The sequence below is a fragment of the Dactylosporangium sp. NPDC050688 genome (assembly GCF_040654515.1).
Taxonomy (GTDB): Bacteria; Actinomycetota; Actinomycetes; order Mycobacteriales; family Micromonosporaceae; genus Dactylosporangium.
On the sequence record NZ_JBFAIC010000004.1, the window covers coordinates 176,372 to 192,485 of the forward strand.

The 16,114-nt window shown below is 71.0% G+C and carries 14 protein-coding genes; 1 reads left to right on the top strand and 13 read right to left on the bottom strand.

What is annotated here, in order from left to right; translation table 11 throughout:
• Positions 1-12: 12 nt before the first annotated feature.
• From AB0H83_RS06385 to AB0H83_RS06440, 12 genes are all read right to left on the bottom strand, one after another.
• A complete protein-coding gene (locus AB0H83_RS06385) occupies positions 13-762 on the bottom strand; it encodes a phosphatase PAP2 family protein (protein WP_360087790.1) in 750 nt (249 codons plus the stop codon).
• 105 nt (positions 763-867) lie between these two features.
• Positions 868-2,433, bottom strand: coding sequence for an RICIN domain-containing protein (locus tag AB0H83_RS06390; RefSeq protein WP_360087793.1), 1,566 nt, complete (start codon positions 2,431-2,433; stop codon positions 868-870).
• On the bottom strand, positions 2,430-3,038 hold the full coding sequence (locus AB0H83_RS06395) for a hypothetical protein (RefSeq protein WP_360087796.1): 609 nt from the start codon (positions 3,036-3,038) through the stop codon (positions 2,430-2,432). Before AB0H83_RS06395 ends, AB0H83_RS06390 begins: the two co-directional genes overlap by 4 nt.
• Positions 3,035-4,765 (bottom strand): putative Ig domain-containing protein, encoded by a 1,731-nt coding sequence (locus AB0H83_RS06400; RefSeq protein ID WP_360087798.1) that lies wholly within the window; start codon positions 4,763-4,765, stop codon positions 3,035-3,037. Before AB0H83_RS06400 ends, AB0H83_RS06395 begins: the two co-directional genes overlap by 4 nt.
• 8 nt (positions 4,766-4,773) lie before the next feature.
• Positions 4,774-5,322 carry a type 4a pilus biogenesis protein PilO gene (gene pilO, locus AB0H83_RS06405; protein WP_360087801.1) on the bottom strand — a complete coding sequence of 183 codons (549 nt, stop codon included), beginning with the start codon at positions 5,320-5,322 and terminating at the stop codon, positions 4,774-4,776.
• Complete coding sequence (locus AB0H83_RS06410; RefSeq protein ID WP_360087804.1) at positions 5,322-7,004, bottom strand: hypothetical protein; 1,683 nt, start codon at positions 7,002-7,004, stop codon at positions 5,322-5,324. Before AB0H83_RS06410 ends, pilO begins: the two co-directional genes overlap by 1 nt.
• A gap of 168 nt (positions 7,005-7,172) precedes the next feature.
• The gene (pilM, locus tag AB0H83_RS06415; protein WP_360087807.1) at positions 7,173-8,195 is read right to left on the bottom strand and encodes a type IV pilus assembly protein PilM; all 1,023 of its coding nucleotides are present in this window, start codon (positions 8,193-8,195) and stop codon (positions 7,173-7,175) included.
• Between the two features lie 21 nt (positions 8,196-8,216).
• Positions 8,217-8,993 carry a prepilin peptidase gene (locus tag AB0H83_RS06420; protein ID WP_360087810.1) on the bottom strand — a complete coding sequence of 259 codons (777 nt, stop codon included), beginning with the start codon at positions 8,991-8,993 and terminating at the stop codon, positions 8,217-8,219.
• Between the two features lie 109 nt (positions 8,994-9,102).
• Positions 9,103-9,600, bottom strand: a complete 498-nt coding sequence (locus AB0H83_RS06425; protein WP_360087813.1) for a prepilin-type N-terminal cleavage/methylation domain-containing protein — start codon at positions 9,598-9,600, stop codon at positions 9,103-9,105.
• 71 nt (positions 9,601-9,671) lie between these two features.
• Positions 9,672-10,904 carry a type II secretion system F family protein gene (locus AB0H83_RS06430; protein ID WP_360087816.1) on the bottom strand — a complete coding sequence of 411 codons (1,233 nt, stop codon included), beginning with the start codon at positions 10,902-10,904 and terminating at the stop codon, positions 9,672-9,674.
• Between the two features lie 10 nt (positions 10,905-10,914).
• Positions 10,915-12,000: a type IV pilus twitching motility protein PilT gene (locus AB0H83_RS06435; RefSeq protein WP_360088095.1), complete on the bottom strand. Its 1,086-nt coding sequence runs from the start codon at positions 11,998-12,000 to the stop codon at positions 10,915-10,917.
• A gap of 46 nt (positions 12,001-12,046) precedes the next feature.
• On the bottom strand, positions 12,047-13,717 hold the full coding sequence (locus AB0H83_RS06440; RefSeq protein ID WP_360087819.1) for an ATPase, T2SS/T4P/T4SS family: 1,671 nt from the start codon (positions 13,715-13,717) through the stop codon (positions 12,047-12,049).
• Between the two features lie 120 nt (positions 13,718-13,837).
• Here AB0H83_RS06440 and AB0H83_RS06445 point away from each other — a divergent pair, with 120 nt between their 5' ends.
• Positions 13,838-15,076, top strand: a complete 1,239-nt coding sequence (locus tag AB0H83_RS06445) for a hypothetical protein (protein ID WP_360087822.1) — start codon at positions 13,838-13,840, stop codon at positions 15,074-15,076.
• A 105-nt stretch (positions 15,077-15,181) separates the two neighbouring features.
• On the opposite strand, the gene AB0H83_RS06450 is transcribed toward AB0H83_RS06445, so the two are convergent.
• Entirely contained in the window at positions 15,182-16,030 is an 849-nt protein-coding gene (locus AB0H83_RS06450; protein ID WP_360087825.1) for an NAD(P)-dependent oxidoreductase, read from the bottom strand.
• Positions 16,031-16,114: the final 84 nt, after the last annotated feature.

Sequence of the window (16,114 nt, forward strand, 5' to 3'; positions counted from 1 at the left end):
AAAGCGTAGGCCCTAACGCACGACCAGGCCGTCCCATCCGGCATAGCCGCGCGGCTGGCGCCGCTCCTGGGCGAGCATGGCGAACCAGCAGGTGGTGGTGAGCGCGGCGCCGGCGATCGCGTCGACGATGTAGTGGTTGGCGGTCAGCACGACGGCGGCCGTCATCAGCACGGGCATCGCCGCACCGAACGCCCGCAGCAGCGGCCCGCGCGCCGCGGCCAGGATCGCCAGGCCGATGAGCAGGTCCCAGCCGACGTGCAGGCTCGGCATCGCGGCGTACTGGTTGGTGAACATGGTCGGCTGCAGCACCCGGTACGCGCCGTCGGACTGCGTCACGGTGTCGACCAGGCCGAGCTCGGCCAGCCGCGGCGGGGCGAGCGGAAAGAGCATGAAGACGACCAGGCCGATCCCGCCGGACAGCAGCATCGCGTTGCGCGTGCGGTAGTAGATCGCCGGGTTGGTCCGCGCGAGCCAGACGAGGGTCGCGACGATGACCGGCCAGTGCCCGTAGATGTAGATCCAGTTGAAGAACGTCGCCACGGCGGGTGTGCCGGCGAACGTCGACTGCAGCCACGATTCGTGGAACAGCCCCACCGACTTCTCGAAGTTCACGACGGCCGCCGCGTTCGCGAGCGCGGTGTCCGTCGCCGCCTCCGTGGCGCCGCGGACCCCGAAGTACGCGGTCACCGCCGCCGCCACGATGCCGACCTGCCGGCCGAGGCCCACCCGTCGCAGGGCCGGTTTCTCCCAGGTGATGGTCATGGCGTACAGCCTCGTCACCGCGGCGCCGCACGCCATCCAGGCGATGCACGGACCCGACCCTGATCTCTGCTGCGGGCCGGTGTCAGGACTTCCCTTACGGGATCGTCACTTCTCCCCGACGTCCTTCAGGGGTGTCGGGTTGGCGATGTTCGCCGGCGCGTTCCACTTCTGCAGCTTTCCGCCGTTGCACACCGCGGTGGTGAGCTTGCTGACCACGGTGCTGCCCTTGAAGATGTCCTCGGCGGGCAGCTTGGGGTCGTCGAGGTCCGCCGGGCTCAGGCACCGGTCGTTGGCGTCGACGATGACGTAGCTCGTCCCGTAGGTGCCCTCCTGGTAGGAGACCTTCCACTCGACGGCCTTCTTGTCCTCGTTGCTCGCGGTGGGCGCCGGGCAGGTCTTCATCGTGACGAAGTGTGAGCCGCCGCCCGGCGTGAACGTGGTCAGGCAGTAGGTCTTCTTGTTCGTGCTGTCGTACGTGGTGATGCGGCCACTGACCGTGCCCTTCTTGTCAGGCGCGACCGGCACCACGAAGCGCTGGTTCCAGCCGACGCCGGTGATGACGGGTGCCTGCTTGCACGGCCACACGATGAGGAACCCGAGGTTCACGTTGAAGTTGGTGACGTCGACGCACCGGCCGAACTGCTGGAAGTTGACCAGCTGGTCAGGCGCGTCGGCGGCGCCGGCGCCCACGGTCGCGTCCGGCGCGAATGTGCGGGTGTTGTCCGCGGAGCCGCCGCACGAGGTGAGCTCCATGAAGGCGCCCTTCGTGCCGCCGGCCTTCGCGTGCATGCAGAGTTTGCCGAGGTCGGTGCCGTTGCTCGCGGTGTTCTGGAAGTTGGAGCTGTCGTTGAGGCTCCAGCGTTGGTAGTACGGGATGACCGGGCTGACACCGCACGTCTGGAACTGCAGCAGGTCCCCGGCGACCGGGTCGGCCTTCGAGCTGATGCACATGCCCAGCGGGTTCTTGGCGGTGATCGACGAGACCAGCCGCAGCGTCAGGTCCTTCGTGTAGGCGAAGGTCTGCCGGGAGCTGCCGGTGTTGCACGGCTGGGTGGTGACGATCGTGCCCGTCGCGGGCGAGCCGGAGCCGGCGTCCAGGCAGTACGCCCCGCCGTACAGGCGGAGCAGGCCACCGTCGATGTTCTCGTTGGTGAACCGGAAGACGTACGTGGCGGTCAGCGTCCGGGTCTGCCGGTCCTTGGGGTCGATCTCGTCGGTGACCCCGCCCGGCTCGTCGGTCCCCAGGGCCGTGATGACGGCGTAGGCCGGCGCCCTCTGGACCGTCAGGATCCCGGCCGTCGTCTCCACACACGGGATGGCCTTGTTCACCGCGTCCTGGTATTCGACGGAGACCTGGTACCGGCCGGGCAGCGCGTCGGCGACACCGGACGCCGTGGCGCCGATCGTCCCGCGCAGCGGCGTGGCGGCAGGGACGCAGACCAGGTTGGCGATGCTGCCGAGCGACCCGCGGATCCGGCCCATCACGATGTCGATGCCCGCCTGCGCGGCGTGCAGCGCCTGCGCCCGGTCGACCGTCGCCGCGGTGTCACGCAGCTGGGTGATCACCACCGGCACCATCAGCGTGGACAGCGACGTCCCGACGAGGGTCAGCATCATGGCGAGGGGCAGCGACCCGCGGTCGTCGCGGCGGAACCACCTGAGCACACTCATTTGCTCGCCTCCGGGCAGATGTCGGCCGGCTTGGTGAGCCTGGTGGAGTTCAGTGCGGTGAACGTGATCTCGGTCTCCGCCGCGGTCTTGCCGCGACCCGGGTTGCTGGCCACCACCAGGACGATCTTCAGCCGCTGGAAACCGGTGTTGGGTCCGGGGTCCAGCAGCTCGAACGAGCTCTTGCCGACGTCGATCTGGCTGGCGAGCACGACCCAGTTGCCGGGTGGTTTCGTCGCCTGCGGCCACACCTGGCGGCGCAGCACCTGCGTGGCCGCGTTCAGCTCCAGCTGGGCGCACTCCGGCTGGCCGGACGCGACCTCCGTGTTGAGGTACTCCACGACCTTGTTGCCGGCGGCGTTGGTGTGCTGCCTGCTGATCCCCGCCGCGTAGCGCACGTTGCGGTCCAGCCGCAGGAACGCCGTGTTGAGCTGCGCCTGGGTCATCGCCACCAGCTCGTTGTTGTTGCCGGCCTGGAACAGCTGCACCACCCCGGTGGTGAAGACGGCCATCACCACCGACATGATGCCGGTCGTCACGGCCAGCTCGGCGAGCGTGACGCCGTCGTCGCGGCGCAGCCGCGCCAGGGCCCGGGGCAGCACGTTCACGCGGTCACCGTCCACACGAACATGAAGACCGACTTGGTACCGCTGCCGTCGGTCACGGTCAGGGTGACCGGATAGGTGCCGGGCGTCGTGGGCGTACCGGTGATCTTGTTGCCGCTCAACGTCAGGCCGGCCGGCAGCCCTTTCTGGGTCCAGGTCGTCGCGCCGGTCCCGCCGGCGGCCGTCAGGGTCGGGAAGTTGGTGACCGCCGTCCCCTTGACGGTGGTCAGGTCCGGCGTCCAGACCTTCGGGTCGAACGACGGTGAGGTCACCCGCAGCCCCGAGGTCGCGGTGACGTTGACCGGCACCAGGGTCGAGTTGGTTCCGCCCTTGCTGTCGGTGACGTTCAGCTTGACCAGGTAGCGGGTCGTGCCGGACACCTTGCCGGTGACCTTCCCCGCGCTGTCGATGGACAACCCGGACGGCATGTTCTCCGCGCTCCAGGTGTACGGTGCGGTGCCGCCGTACCCGGTGACGTTCCCGGTGTACTGCGCGTCCTTGTCCAACGCGATCGGCGTCGTCGAGTTCGGGAACTGCACCGCCACCTTCCAGTTCAGCTGGAACGTCGCCGTGGCGCTCTTCTGGTTCTTGTCGACCACCGTCACCTTGATCGCCGTGTTCGTCGCCGGCGCGGCCGCTGTCTTCGTGCCGGTGATGAGGCCGGTGGCGGGGTTGATCGCCAGGCCGGGCGGCAGGCCGGTCGCCGTCCACGTGAAGGGCCCGATTCCGCCGGTCAGCGGCACCTGATAGGACACGGCCAGGTTCGGATCCCAGGCCTGGGTGGCCGGCGCGAGCGCCGGTAGCGCGGCAACCGTCCAGGTGAACGACGCGTCGTTGGCCGACATGGCGTCCGTGACGACGATGCGCACCACGTAGGAGCCGGCGGTCGTCGGGGTGCCGCTGATGACGCCGGCGGGTGTCCACGTCAGGCCGGGCGGGAGGCCCTCCACGGTCCAGGTCAGCGGCGGGTACGCGGTCGTCGCGGTCAGCGTCAGCGGCGCCGCCAGCGGCACCGTCACCTCGTCGGTCCTGTTGTCGGGGTTGTCCGGCAGCGGTGGCGTGACGGTCACGCTCGGGTTGAAGACCGGGTCCGTTGCCGCCGCGCTGACCAGGGTCTGCGTCACGTAGTGGCAGACCCCGCCGGTGTCCGGGCAGCCCCGGTCGTTGTTCCACGTGACGGCGACGATCACCCGGTAGTACGGCACCAGGATGCCGGGCAGCGAGGCCAGGCTGCACACGCCGAGCTGCTCCGCCTTCAGGATCGACAGGTTGCCCAGCGGCATGGTGCAGGAGCCGACGAACCAGTACCGCTTGAACTCGGTGTTGTTGACCGTGTCCACCTCCGGCGCGATCGGCAGGGCCGGGGCCGGCCCGCTCTTGGCGAGGGGGCCCAGGTCCGGGTCGAACGCCGGCGTCATTGTGTCCAGCAGGTTGCGCAGGCTCGGCAGCCTGAGGCCGGGGATGGTGCCCGCCTTGAGGTCGTCGAGCTGCTGCTTCGCGTCCAGCCCGCCACGGCCGGCGACGATGGTCGCGCCCGGCAGCGACTTCACCAGGTCGACGCCGTCGTGGGCGAGCCGGACCGCGCTCTGCAGGCCGCGTTGCGTGTTGAGCGTCGTGGTCGTGCGCACGAAGAACGTGGTCAGCGCGGTCATGACCACGCCGATGATCGCGATCGACGTGAGCGTCTCGACGAGGCTGAACCCGGCGTCGGATGGGGGAGTCCGTCGCATGGTGCCCGCTACTTCCCGGTGGCGTAGAACGCCTGGATGGTCAGGGTCAGCGAGGTGCGCCCCTCGGTGGTGGTGGCCAGGTTCGCGGCGCCGACGAGCAGCGCCCGGGGCTGCACCTTCTGCAGCTGGTCGAGGAACGGGTCGATCTTCCCGGCGGGGCCTGCGGCGGTCAGGCTGATCGGCAGCGCATGGACCTTCAACGGCCCGGGGACGGCGACGTCGGTCGCGCCGCCAACGCTGACCCCGCTCACGGTGACCCCGGTCAGGTCGCCCGCGTTCTGCACCTGGCGCAGCAGCGCGGCCACCGAGTCCGAGGCGGGCAGCGCGTCGAGGTCCTTGCCCAGCTGCGCGGTGTACTGATCGAGGTTCCGGTTGTCCTTGTCCAGGTCCGCGATACGGGCGCGCAGCTTCGCCACCTCGATGGTCGTCTCGTCGGCCTGCGCCCTGAGGTCCTCGGCTTCCTGGTACCGCGGCCGGATGACGAAGTAGTAGCCGACCACCAGCAGGATGGCGGCGGTGAACGCGCCGCCGATGATCCAGAGCCGCTCGGGTCGCATCACTTGCCTCCTGACGCGCTCGGAGCCGCGCCGGGCGAGGTGAACCGCCCACCGAGCGCCGCCTTGGTGATGTCGACCCGGATGGTGAAGTGGAGCCCGGAGTCGTCCTGCGTCGCCTCGGAGGGGAACGGGTTGGCCAGGCCGGGGACCGTGCCGAGGGTGTCGACGTAGGACGCGACCTCGTCCTTGGACGGTGCCGTGCCGGACAGGGTGAGCATGCCGACCACGTCGCCGGAGGTGTCCGCAGTGCCCGTGGTGCCCGTGGTGTCGTCCAGGTCCAGCGAACCGGTCACGTTCGCCACCGTGACGTTCCTCGGCGCCGCCTTGCGCAGCGAGCCGAGCAGGGCCGACCACGACATGTCCCGCTCCATCAGGATTCCCAGCTGGGTCGTGATGTCCTTGATCTGCTGGCGGGTCGACTCCAGCTGCGTGTAGGTGGCCTTCTTGCGGTTCAGGTCGCGCCGGAGGTCCTGCACGGCGGTCAGCTCCGACTGCGCTTCGTCGGTCTGGCCGTCTGCGACCACGTACCACCCGAGCAGCAGCGCGACGCACATCGCCACCCCGGCGATCACCAGCCGCCGCACCATTCGCAGCCGTCGCAGCTCCGTGATCTCCAAGGGCAGCAGATCGGCGGCGATCGGCAGGATCCGCATCGTCCGCGCCGTCGCGTCGGGGAACGCGGGATGCGGCGCGCCTTCACGGTGTTTTTTCGCCGGTACGGGCGGTGCCTGCCCCTCCTGCCCGGTGCCCGGCGCGCCCTGCTGCGCGGCGTGGACCACTGCGGGCACGGCGGGCTGGACCGCGGTCACCGCGTCCGCGGGCCGCTCGCCGGCTTGCTTCGCGCGGGGGTGCGTCGCATCGGCCTCTTCCGGCGGCTGCGTGATCGATGGCGGCTGCGTGACCGGCGGCGCAGGGCGCGGTGGTGGGGCGGCGTACGGGCCGGCCTCCGGCTGGGAGGCCGACTGGGAGGTCGGCTGGGGGAACTGCTGGGAGGTCGGCTGGGGAGCCCACGTCTCGGCCGGCCGCGTCAGGGCGCCGGCCGGCTGGTGCCCGGTCTCGACGGGCCGGGTGCGCGTGTCTGGGGTGGCGGCAGGCTCGGCGGTGCCGGGCAGGACGAGCTCTCCGGCGATGTATTTGGGGAACGCCCGCCGTGGCGCGGCCATCTCCGCAGCAGGGGGCGGGAACGCCCGCTGCGGCGCGGCCGCCTCCGCCGCCTGCGGGACGAGTGCCGCCTCGGGGGCCGCGGCGGTGAGCGGCCGCAAATCGACGCGGGCCTGCGGGAAGGGGTCGGCGGCGACGGCGCCCGTGCCTTCGGGTACCGCGGCTTCGGGGGTGGTGGGGGGCCACACCGGCGGCGGCCCCGACGGCACGACCGGCACGAGACGCTCCGGCCGCGCCGCCGCCGGCTCCTGCCACCAGCCGCCGTCGAGGGGGTCGGTGAGCGGGTCGGCGGGCCGTTCGCCGGTCGGGGGCGCCGGCTGGTGGCGGCCCAGGGGCTGCGCGGACGGGCCCGGACCACGGCCGCCGTCGTTCGGACGGTCGTCCGGGCCGTCGCCCCGGCCGTCGTCCGGGCCGTCGCCCCGGCCGTCGTCCGGGCCGTCGTCCGGGTCGTTGTCCCAGGAGGGCAGGACGATGCCGGTGAGTTTGCGCTCGGGCTCGTCCTCCCACCAGGTGCCGCTCATGCCGCCACCTCCGCTGCGCTCCGGCGCCGGCCTGAGCCACAACTGCCACATGATGAGCGGCCCGAGACGCTGCGCTGGCCGCTCATGCCGTCACCTCCGCTGCGCTCCGGCGCCGGCCTGAGCCACAACTGCCACATGATGAGCGGCCCGAGACGCTGCGCTGGCCGCTCATGAGGCGCCCGCCAGGGTCATGCCGACCGACACGGCCGCGGAGGCGCGGACCTGTTCGAGGCTGCCGTGCCGGACGCGGCGCAGGCCGCGCACCCGCATGACGGGGTCGACGGCGATCACCTCCACGCGCAGCTGGGTGTGCAGGGCCTCCAGGAGGCCGGGCAGCATCGAGCCGCCGCCGGACAGGGCGAGCCGGCTCACCCGGGCCTGCCGGCCGCCGGCGGTGAGGTACGCGAACGAGCTGCCGATCTCGTTGATGAGCGGCCGGACCGCGTCCTTGAGCGCCGAGGCGGTCCGCCCGTCGGTGTCGGTGCGCAGGCCGATGCGGCACTTGAGCTGCTCGGCCTGCTCGACCGGCACGTCGAGCCGGTCGGCGATGGTCTTGGTGATCTCGTTGCCGCCACGGGGGATGGTCCGCACGATGAGGGGCTCGCCGTCGTGGTGCACGATGACGCTGGTCGCATGGGCGCCGATGTCGACCAGGGCCTCGACGTACTCGTCGAGCCGGGACGCGGCGCGCAGCAGCGCGAACGAGGACAGGTCCACCCGTACCACGCGCAGCTTCGCCGCCTCGATGGCGCGGATCGCGGCGAGGACCGGCTCCTTCGGCGCGGCGATGAGCAGCCCGCGCACGGTGTCGCCGTCGGGCTCGGCGAGGGGGTAGAAGTCGATGAGCGACTTCTCCGGGGGCAGCGGCAGCGCGTCGCGGACCTGGAAGGGCAGCGCCTTGCGCATCTCCTTCGCCGGCAGGTTGGCCACCGTGGTCTCGCGGACGACGACCTGCTGGTGGGTGACGCCGAGGGCGACCTTGCGGCTGCGGAACCGATGCGTCGACCACAGCTGCTTGAGCGCCACGGTCACCGCGGTCTCGTCCTGCACCGCGCCGCCCTGCACGACACCGGGGCCCAGCAGGATGTGGCCGAAGTTGCTGATGATCGGCCCGTCCTTGCTGTTGCTGGTCTCCGCCGCGCGGATGGACGTCGTGCCGATGTCCAGTCCGATCAGGTTGATGGCAGGCATCGTGCTCCTTAGATAAGACCGTCAGGCGGGCAGGAGGATGGCGGTGTACCAGTCGGCGATCGGCGCCGCCGCGAAGAGCGCGACCAGCGCCCCGGCGAGCATCGAGGGGCCGAAGGGCAGCGCGGTCTTGCGGCCGGCCCTGCCGCCGGCCATCAGCGCGACCCCGGCGACCCCGCCGAGGAGGAACGCCGCCAGGGTCCCGACGGCCAGCGGCGCCCAGCCGAGCCAGCCGAGGTAGAGACCCAGCACGCCGGCGAGCTTGACGTCGCCGAAGCCCATGCCGCCCGGGTACACCACGGACAGCAGCAGATAGAAGGCGAACAGCACCGCCATGCCCAGCAGGCCGCGCAGCCCGGCGGACCAGTCCCGCTCCAGCACCACGGCGGGCAGGAACAGCGCCGGCACCACCAGGTAGGACGGCAGGACGATCGCGTTCGGCAGCCGCAGCACGTCGAGGTCGATGAGGGCGAGGGCGACCGCGACCGCGGCGAGGTACAGCCACGCGGGCAGCGCCGCGGACCAGCCGAACCGGGCGGCGACGGCGACGAACAGGGCGGCCGTGCCGAGCTCCACCAGGGGGTAGCGGACGCTGATCGGGGCGGCGCAGTCGGCGCAGCGGCCGCGCAGCAGCAGCCAGCCGAGGACCGGGACGTTGTGCCACGGCCGGACCGGCGCCGTGCACTGTGGACAGTGCGACGCCGGGCGCAGCAGCGACTCACCGCGGGGGACGCGGTGGATGACGACGTTGAGGAACGACCCGATCGCCAGGCCGAGCACGCCGACGAGCGTGAACAGCATCAGCGTGCTCCTTTCGTGCGCGAAAGTTTCGTGCGTCAGGGTTTCTTGCGGCAGAGCCGGGTGTGGCGGCCCGTTGGAGACGGGCCGCCACAGCGTCGGACTGGACCGGTCAGGGGGTCGCGGGCGCGGCGGCGCCGATGCAGTCGGGGAGGTTCTTCTCGGTGGCCTTCTTGACCGAGCCGCCGACCGCGCTCTCGTACTTGTACACGACCTTGCCGTCCTCGTTCATACCGCAGATCCGGTACGTGCCGGTGGTGAGCTGCTTGTAGACCAGGGTGTTGCCGGGCGAGAGGGTCGCGATCTGCTGGCCGTCCGTCGCGGCGCCGATCTTGAAGACGACGTTGTTGCCCGCGGTGCCCGGGGTGAGGACGTCGTCCGGGTACTTGTTGCCGTTCTCGGTGTAGAACTGCTCGACGGCGCTGACGGCGGCCCGTACGTCGGACTCGGCGGACTTGTTCGCCGCGCCCTTGCGGTAGTTCAGGTACATCGGCACGGCGATCGCGACGAGCACGCCGATGATCACGACAACGACGAGGAGCTCGACGAGCGTGAAGCCGCTGTCTCCGGCGGCACGCTTCTTCTGCATCCTGCGCAGCGTTTCCTTCATGGATGAGCCTCCTGCTCCTGCATGCAATGGTGAGGTGTTGGCGAGGCTCCACTGCCTTGCGCCGTTCGTGTTCAGTTGCTCTGGATGTTCTGGTAGATCGAGAACATCGGCAGGTAGAGGCAGATGATCATCCCGCCGACCACGCCGCCCATGACGAGCACCATGATCGGTTCGATGGACGCGGTGAGAGCCTCGGCCGCGCTGTCCACCTCCCGGTCGTAGAAATCGGCAACCTTTTCCAGCATCTGACTGATTTGGCCGCTCTCTTCGCCGACTTCGACCATTTGCACGACCATCGATGGGAAGATCTTGTGCGCGCCGAGCTGCGAGGACATGGGCCGGCCCTCGCGCACCGCGTTCTGCAGGTCGGCCATGGCGGTGCTGATGACGGCGTTGCCCGTGGTGGCGCCGACGACGTCGAGGGCCTGCAGTACCGGCACGCCGACGCCCAGCAGTGTGCCGAGGTTGCGGGAGAAGCGGCTCAGCGCGATCTTCGTGAACAGCGGCCCGAACACGGGCAGCTTCAGCTTCACCCGGTCGACCCGCAGCCGCACCGCCGGATTCACCGCCATCATCCTGCGCAGCGTCACCGTGGACACCACCAGCACCCCGATGATCAGCGGCCCGAGCCAGAAGAGGGTATGGCTGGCGTTGACGATGATCTGCGTCGGCAGCGGCAGCTCGCCGCCGAGCTGCTGGAACATCTTCTCGAAGATCGGCACGATGAAGATGAGCACCGCGCTGATCATCACGACCGTGAAGATCAGCACGATCACCGGGTACGTGAGCGCGCTCTTGATCTTTCCGCGCAGCTGCGCGTCCTTCTCGAAGTTGGTCGCGATGCGGTCCAGCGCGCTGTCGAGGAAGCCGCCGGTCTCGCCGGCCCGGATCATCGCCACCATCAGCGCCGGGAACACCTTGGGGTGCTTGCCCAGCGCGCCGGACAGCGACATGCCGCCCTCGATGTCGAGCCGGACCTCGCCGACGGCCTTCTTCAGGCTTTCCTTCTGCGCCTGCTCCTCCAGGACGGCGAGGGACCGCAGCAGGGACATGCCGGACTGGGTCATCGTGGCGAACTGCCGGGAGAACACGGACAGGTCCTTCAGCGACGTGCGGTCGCCGAGGCCGGGGATGCGGATGTCGCGCTTCATCAGCGTGTCCGCGTTGGTGATGGCGAGCGGGGTCAGGCCCTGCTGGCGCAGCTGCTGCGCGGCGGCCAGCTCGTTGGAGGCCTCGATCTTGCCCTTGGTGCGCTTGCCGTCGTGGTCGATCGACTGGTGGTCGTAGGTCTTGGTGGCTGTCATTACGGCTGACTCACATCCGGCCGGCGAGGCGGCGGAACTCCTCCGCCGAGTGGCACAGCTCCAGCGCCGTCTCGTAGGTGACGAGCTGCTGGCGGACTCGCTCGGCCAGGTGCTGGTCGAACGAGAGCATCCCGTCGTTGCCGCTGGACTGCATGAACGACGGGATCTGGTGGTTCTTGCCCTCACGGATCAGGTTCCGGATCGCCGGGGTGGCGAACATGATCTCTGTGACGATCGTGCGGCCCTGCCCGTCGGCGCGCGGCGCGAGGGTCTGCGTGACGACGCCCTGCAGCGCGTTGGACAGCTGCGCCCGGATCTGCTGCTGCTGGTGCGGCGGGAAGATGTCGATGACCCGGTCGACCGTCTGCGCCGCGCTCTGCGTGTGCAGGGTCGCCAGGACCAGGTGGCCGGTCTCGGCCGCGGTCAGCGCGGTCGAGGTGGTCTCCAGGTCGCGCAGCTCGCCGACGAGGATGATGTCGGGGTCCTGGCGCAGCGCGTGCTTCAGCGCCGTCGAGAACGACGTGGTGTCGGCGCCGACCTCGCGCTGGTTCACCAGGCACCGCTTGTGCTCGTGCAGGAACTCGATCGGGTCCTCGATCGTCACGATGTGCGAGGACCGGGTGCGGTTCGCCAGGTCCAGGATCGCGGCGAGGGTCGTCGTCTTGCCCGACCCGGTCGGCCCGGTGACCAGGACCAGGCCGCGGTGCAGGTGCGCGAACCGGGCCACCTGCTCCGGCACGCCGAGCTGGTCGAGGGGCTTGATGGTGTGCGGGATCGCCCGGAACGCCGCGCCGAACGAGCCGCGCTGCGCGTACAGGTTGACCCGGAAGCGCGACACGCCCTCGATCGCGTAGGCGAAGTCGAGCTCCTGGACCTGCTCGAAGTGCTTCCACTGGCTCTCGTTGAGCACCGCGGCGCGGACCAGCATCTCCGTGTCGCCGGGCGTGAGGTCGTCGTAGCCCGGCAGGTACCGCAGCCCGCCGTTGATCCGCACCGTCGGCGGCGCGCCGACGGTGAGGTGCAGGTCGGAGCCGCCGACGCGGACGAGCGACACCAGCATCGCGTCGAGCGAGGCGCGCTCGTCGCTGGTCACCATGGTCTCCACACGCGGCCCATCGGCAGGCGCCGCGCCGGGTTGAGACTTACACGGCGACGCGGACCACCTCGGGGATCGAGGTCTGCCCCTCGGCGGCCTTCGCCAGCCCGTCCAGGCGCAGGTCGACCAGGCCCTCCCGGCGGGCGACGGCCTGGATCTCGTGCGCCGAGGCCCGGTCGATCGCCAGCTTCTCGATCTCGGCGGAGACCGGCATGACCTCGTGCAGCGCGATGCGGCCCCGGTAGCCGGTGTTGGCGCAGGACCGGCAGCCGACCGGGCGCCACAGCCGCTCCGGCGGGCCGAGCAGGTCGAACGGCCAGCGCGCGCCGGCCAGCTCCGCCTCGGTCGGTTCGTACTCGGTGCGGCACCAGTCGCACAGCCGGCGGGCGAGCCGCTGGGCCAGCACGCAGTCGACCGACGAGCCGACCAGGAACGGCTCGATGCCCATCTCCACGAGCCGGGTGACCGCGCTCGGCGCGTCGTTCGTGTGCAGCGTCGACAGCACCAGGTGGCCGGTGAGCGCGGCCTCGACTGCCAGCTGCGCGGTCGTGCGGTCCCGGATCTCGCCGATGAGCACGACGTCGGGGTCCGAGCGCAGGATCGCCGGCAGCACCGCCGCGAACGTCAGGCCCGCCTTGTGGTCCACCTGCACCTGGTTGATGCCGGGCAACCGGTACTCGACCGGGTCCTCGACGGTGATGATGTTGACCGTGGGCTTGCTGATCTCGGCGAGGGTCGCGTACAGCGTCGTCGACTTGCCCGAGCCGGTCGGGCCGGTCACCAGCAGCATGCCGTGCGGCTTGCTGTAGGACGCCGCGAACCGCTCCGCGTTGGCCTTGCTGAAGCCGAGCTTCGACAGCTTCAGGTCCATCCCGCTGGTGTCCAGGACCCGCAGCACGATCTTCTCGCCCCACACGGTCGGCAGCGTCGCGGTGCGCAGGTCCACCGCCCGCTGGTTGATCTCGACGGTGATCCGGCCGTTCTGCGGGACGCGCCGCTCCGTGATGTCGACGTTCGACATGATCTTCAGCCGGGAGATGAGCGCCGACTGCACGTGCCTGGGCACCGTGTCGACCTCGTGCAGGACGCCGTCGATGCGGTACCGCACCCGCATCTTGTGCTCGCCCGGCTCCAGGTGCAGGTCGGAGGCGCGGTTCACGATCGCCTGCTCGATGAGCGAGTTGACGTACCGCACGATCGGCGCGTCCTCGTTGAGCGTGGTGAGGTTCGACACCGACGGCGCCGCCTCGGCGCGCAGGCTCTCGGCGACCTCACCGAGATCGTTCTCCTCGCGCTTCAACCGGTCGATGATCTTGCGCAGCTCGGAGCGGGCCACCACGACCGGGCGGACCGTGAGCCCGGTCGCGGCGCGGACGTCATCCAGCGCCAGGACGTCACCCGGGTCGGTGATGCCGACGGTGATTTCGTGCTCGTTGAGGGCGATGCCGAGCACCCGGTGCTTCAGGACCAGCGCCATCGGGATCTTGGTGATCGCGGCCGGGTCGATCGGGTACCCGACCAGGTCCAGCGTCTGGATCCCGTACGCGTCGGCGGACGCCTCGGTCAGTTGATCCTCGGTGACGATGTGATCGTTGATCAGCACGGCCCGGATCGACCGCCCGGTGCGCTCCGCCTCCTCCGCCGCCCGGTCGACCGCCTGCGGGTCCGCCCCGCGTTGCTTCAGCGCGTCCAGCAACGGACTGAACGTCTGGTACATCTCACCCCCGAGCCCTCAAGGGCATCATCGGCACCGATCAGGGTGACTTTCGGGATTCACCCACGCCGGATGGACGGCGCTCGTTGACGTGCACCGCTGCCGTCGTGAGGATGCATCGCTGTGTCGGTTGCCGTCGTCGAAGATCCGTTGCCCGGCAAGATCAGTGTGTGGCGCGCCAGATGGGTCCTGATGCGCTACGGCCGTCCCCCAGAACCCCCACCTGCGGGCGTCGCCGCCACCGGACAGCTGCTCGCCCTGGTCACCGAGGTCGCCGCGCGGGTCGGCGTGGCCGCTCCGGACGCCGTGCTGCTCACCGGTCACGGCGCCATCCGCTCCTGGGCCAGCCGCCGGCGGCGCCTGCTGTTCGTCGGGCTGCCGCTGCTGTACTGCCTCACCGTCGACGAGGTCCGCGCCCTCGTCGCGCACGAGCTCGCCGTCGTCGACCACCGCCGCGCCCACCTCGTCGCGCGGCTGCGGGACCTGTACGAGGAGGCCGCCGACCCGTCCCGCGTCGAGCTGCCGCCCCGCGTCGCGGCCGTGCTGCGGGCCACCCGCGAGTTCGCCAGCGCCCTGGAGCGCAAGGCCGACCAGGCCGCCAGCAGCGCGTCCGGGCTGCACACCGCGGCCCGGGCGGTGGTCAAGGCCGACCTGGCCGAGTTCGAGTTCGCCGATCTGGCCTTCGACCTGGAGGAGCAGGTCTGGCAGCACGCCGCCGCCGCCATCCAGGACGTCCACGACGGCTGGCGGGCCGCGATCCGCGCCGGCGCCGTGATCGCCTCCGTCGACGACGACACCCGCACCGCGCTGATGAGCCGGCACCCCAACCTCGCCGGCGCGATCGCGCCGCTGACCGCCGCGCACGTCGCGCTGCGCGCCGCCGACCTGGTGCCCGTCGACCCGCTCCCGGCCGCCGACGAGCGCGCCCTGGCCCGGCACGTGCTGCGCCGCTCACCCGCGGAGTGGACCACGTTCGCCGCGGTGCCGCCGAGCGCCTGGCCCGGCTGGGTGGTGCGGCAGGCCCGCGCCGTGCACGATCAGGTCGCCACGCTGCTGGGCCGCCAGGCGGTCGGACCGGCGGAGGTCGTGGAGGTGCTGCTGACCCGCCTGGACGAGCTGGTCGCGGCGAACTGGCCGGCCCAGCCCGAGCCGCCCGTCGAGCCCGAGGAGCTCGACGCCACCCCGTCGGTGGTCGTGGTGATGGAGGCGGCGCTGACCTCCCGCGGCTGGCGCCGGATCCACCCCGCCACCCCTGGCGTGCTGGTCTCCGAGACGGGCATCGAGTGCAACCTGCACGAGCTGGCCGTCTCCTCGGCGGCCCTGCCCGACCTGCTCGCCCTGCTCGCCGCCCCACCGGTCTGAGTCTGGGCCGCGCGCCGCGGCCCGGCAGAGCATTCCGGCCGGGCGTTCCGGCCGGGCGTTCCGGCGGGGTGCTCCGGCGGGACGCTCCGGCCGGCTGCGGCGCGCCTACCGCTGCAGCTCGGTGCGCCAGCTGTGCTGCGGGTCGTAGCCGAGGACCTCGCGGGCCCGGTCGATGCCCAGCAGCGTCTCGAACCCGCTCAGCTCCCGGGTCAGCGGCACGTCCGGGAAGACCTCGCGCATCAGGTCCGCCGAGGGCCGGTCCATGATCGTGTCGGCGGCGGCGATGACGAACGACGCGGCGCCCGTGACCGGCGCGTCCAGCGCGAGCCGGCAGGCGGCGGCGACGTCGCGCACGTCCACGTACCCCCACAGGTTCCACTTGCGCAGGTGCGGGTCGGACCAGTACCCGGGGACGGCCGCGTAGTCCTCGGCGGCGTGCACGTTGGACAGGCGCAGCCCGACGAACGGGATGCCGCTCCACGCGGAGATCTCCCGGGCCAGGGTCTCGCCGACGACCTTGGACAGCGCGTAGGTCGTCGTGGGGAACGGGAAGTGCTCCTCGTCGACCGGGGCGTAGCGCGGGGGCGTGTCGAACGGCAGGCCGAGGGTCGTCTCGCTGGAGGACCAGACGACCCGGCCGACCCCGGCCTGATGCGCGGCGTGGAACACGTTGAAGTTCATCGCCGAGTTGCGGTTGAACGTGACGGCCGGCGGATACATGCCGGGCGCCGGGATGTTCGCCAGGTGCACCACGGCGTCGGCGTCCTGCAGCACCTCGACCGCCTGGCCGTAGTCGGTCAGGTCGGCGACCACCATCGGCGTGCCGAGCCGGCTGAGGTGCCCGGCCGGGCCGGTGGCGTCGGTCGCCACGACGTGGTGGCCGTGGGCGAGCAGGTCGCTGACGACCGCCCGCCCGGTCTTGCCGTGTGCTCCTGTGACGACGATCCGTGCCATACCGATGTTTCTACTTGCCCGCCCACCGCGCCCCTGACCCGGGGCACCTCGGCACGGGTGCGACGGAAAACCCGGCCGAGGTCA

Excerpts from the sequence above, each read along its gene's own strand:
- AB0H83_RS06385 (WP_360087790.1), bottom strand. The coding sequence starts at position 762 with ATGACCATCACCTGGGAGAAACCGGCCCTGCGACGGGTGGGCCTCGGC.
- AB0H83_RS06390 (WP_360087793.1), bottom strand. The coding sequence starts at position 2,433 with ATGAGTGTGCTCAGGTGGTTCCGCCGCGACGACCGCGGGTCGCTGCCC.
- AB0H83_RS06400 (WP_360087798.1), bottom strand. The coding sequence starts at position 4,765 with ATGCGACGGACTCCCCCATCCGACGCCGGGTTCAGCCTCGTCGAGACG.
- pilO (WP_360087801.1), bottom strand. The coding sequence starts at position 5,322 with ATGCGACCCGAGCGGCTCTGGATCATCGGCGGCGCGTTCACCGCCGCC.
- AB0H83_RS06410 (WP_360087804.1), bottom strand. The coding sequence starts at position 7,004 with ATGAGCGGCACCTGGTGGGAGGACGAGCCCGAGCGCAAACTCACCGGC.
- pilM (WP_360087807.1), bottom strand. The coding sequence starts at position 8,195 with ATGCCTGCCATCAACCTGATCGGACTGGACATCGGCACGACGTCCATC.
- AB0H83_RS06420 (WP_360087810.1), bottom strand. The coding sequence starts at position 8,993 with ATGCTGTTCACGCTCGTCGGCGTGCTCGGCCTGGCGATCGGGTCGTTC.
- AB0H83_RS06425 (WP_360087813.1), bottom strand. The coding sequence starts at position 9,600 with ATGAAGGAAACGCTGCGCAGGATGCAGAAGAAGCGTGCCGCCGGAGAC.
- AB0H83_RS06430 (WP_360087816.1), bottom strand. The coding sequence starts at position 10,904 with ATGACAGCCACCAAGACCTACGACCACCAGTCGATCGACCACGACGGC.
- AB0H83_RS06435 (WP_360088095.1), bottom strand. The coding sequence starts at position 12,000 with ATGGTGACCAGCGACGAGCGCGCCTCGCTCGACGCGATGCTGGTGTCG.
- AB0H83_RS06440 (WP_360087819.1), bottom strand. The coding sequence starts at position 13,717 with ATGTACCAGACGTTCAGTCCGTTGCTGGACGCGCTGAAGCAACGCGGG.
- AB0H83_RS06450 (WP_360087825.1), bottom strand. The coding sequence starts at position 16,030 with ATGGCACGGATCGTCGTCACAGGAGCACACGGCAAGACCGGGCGGGCG.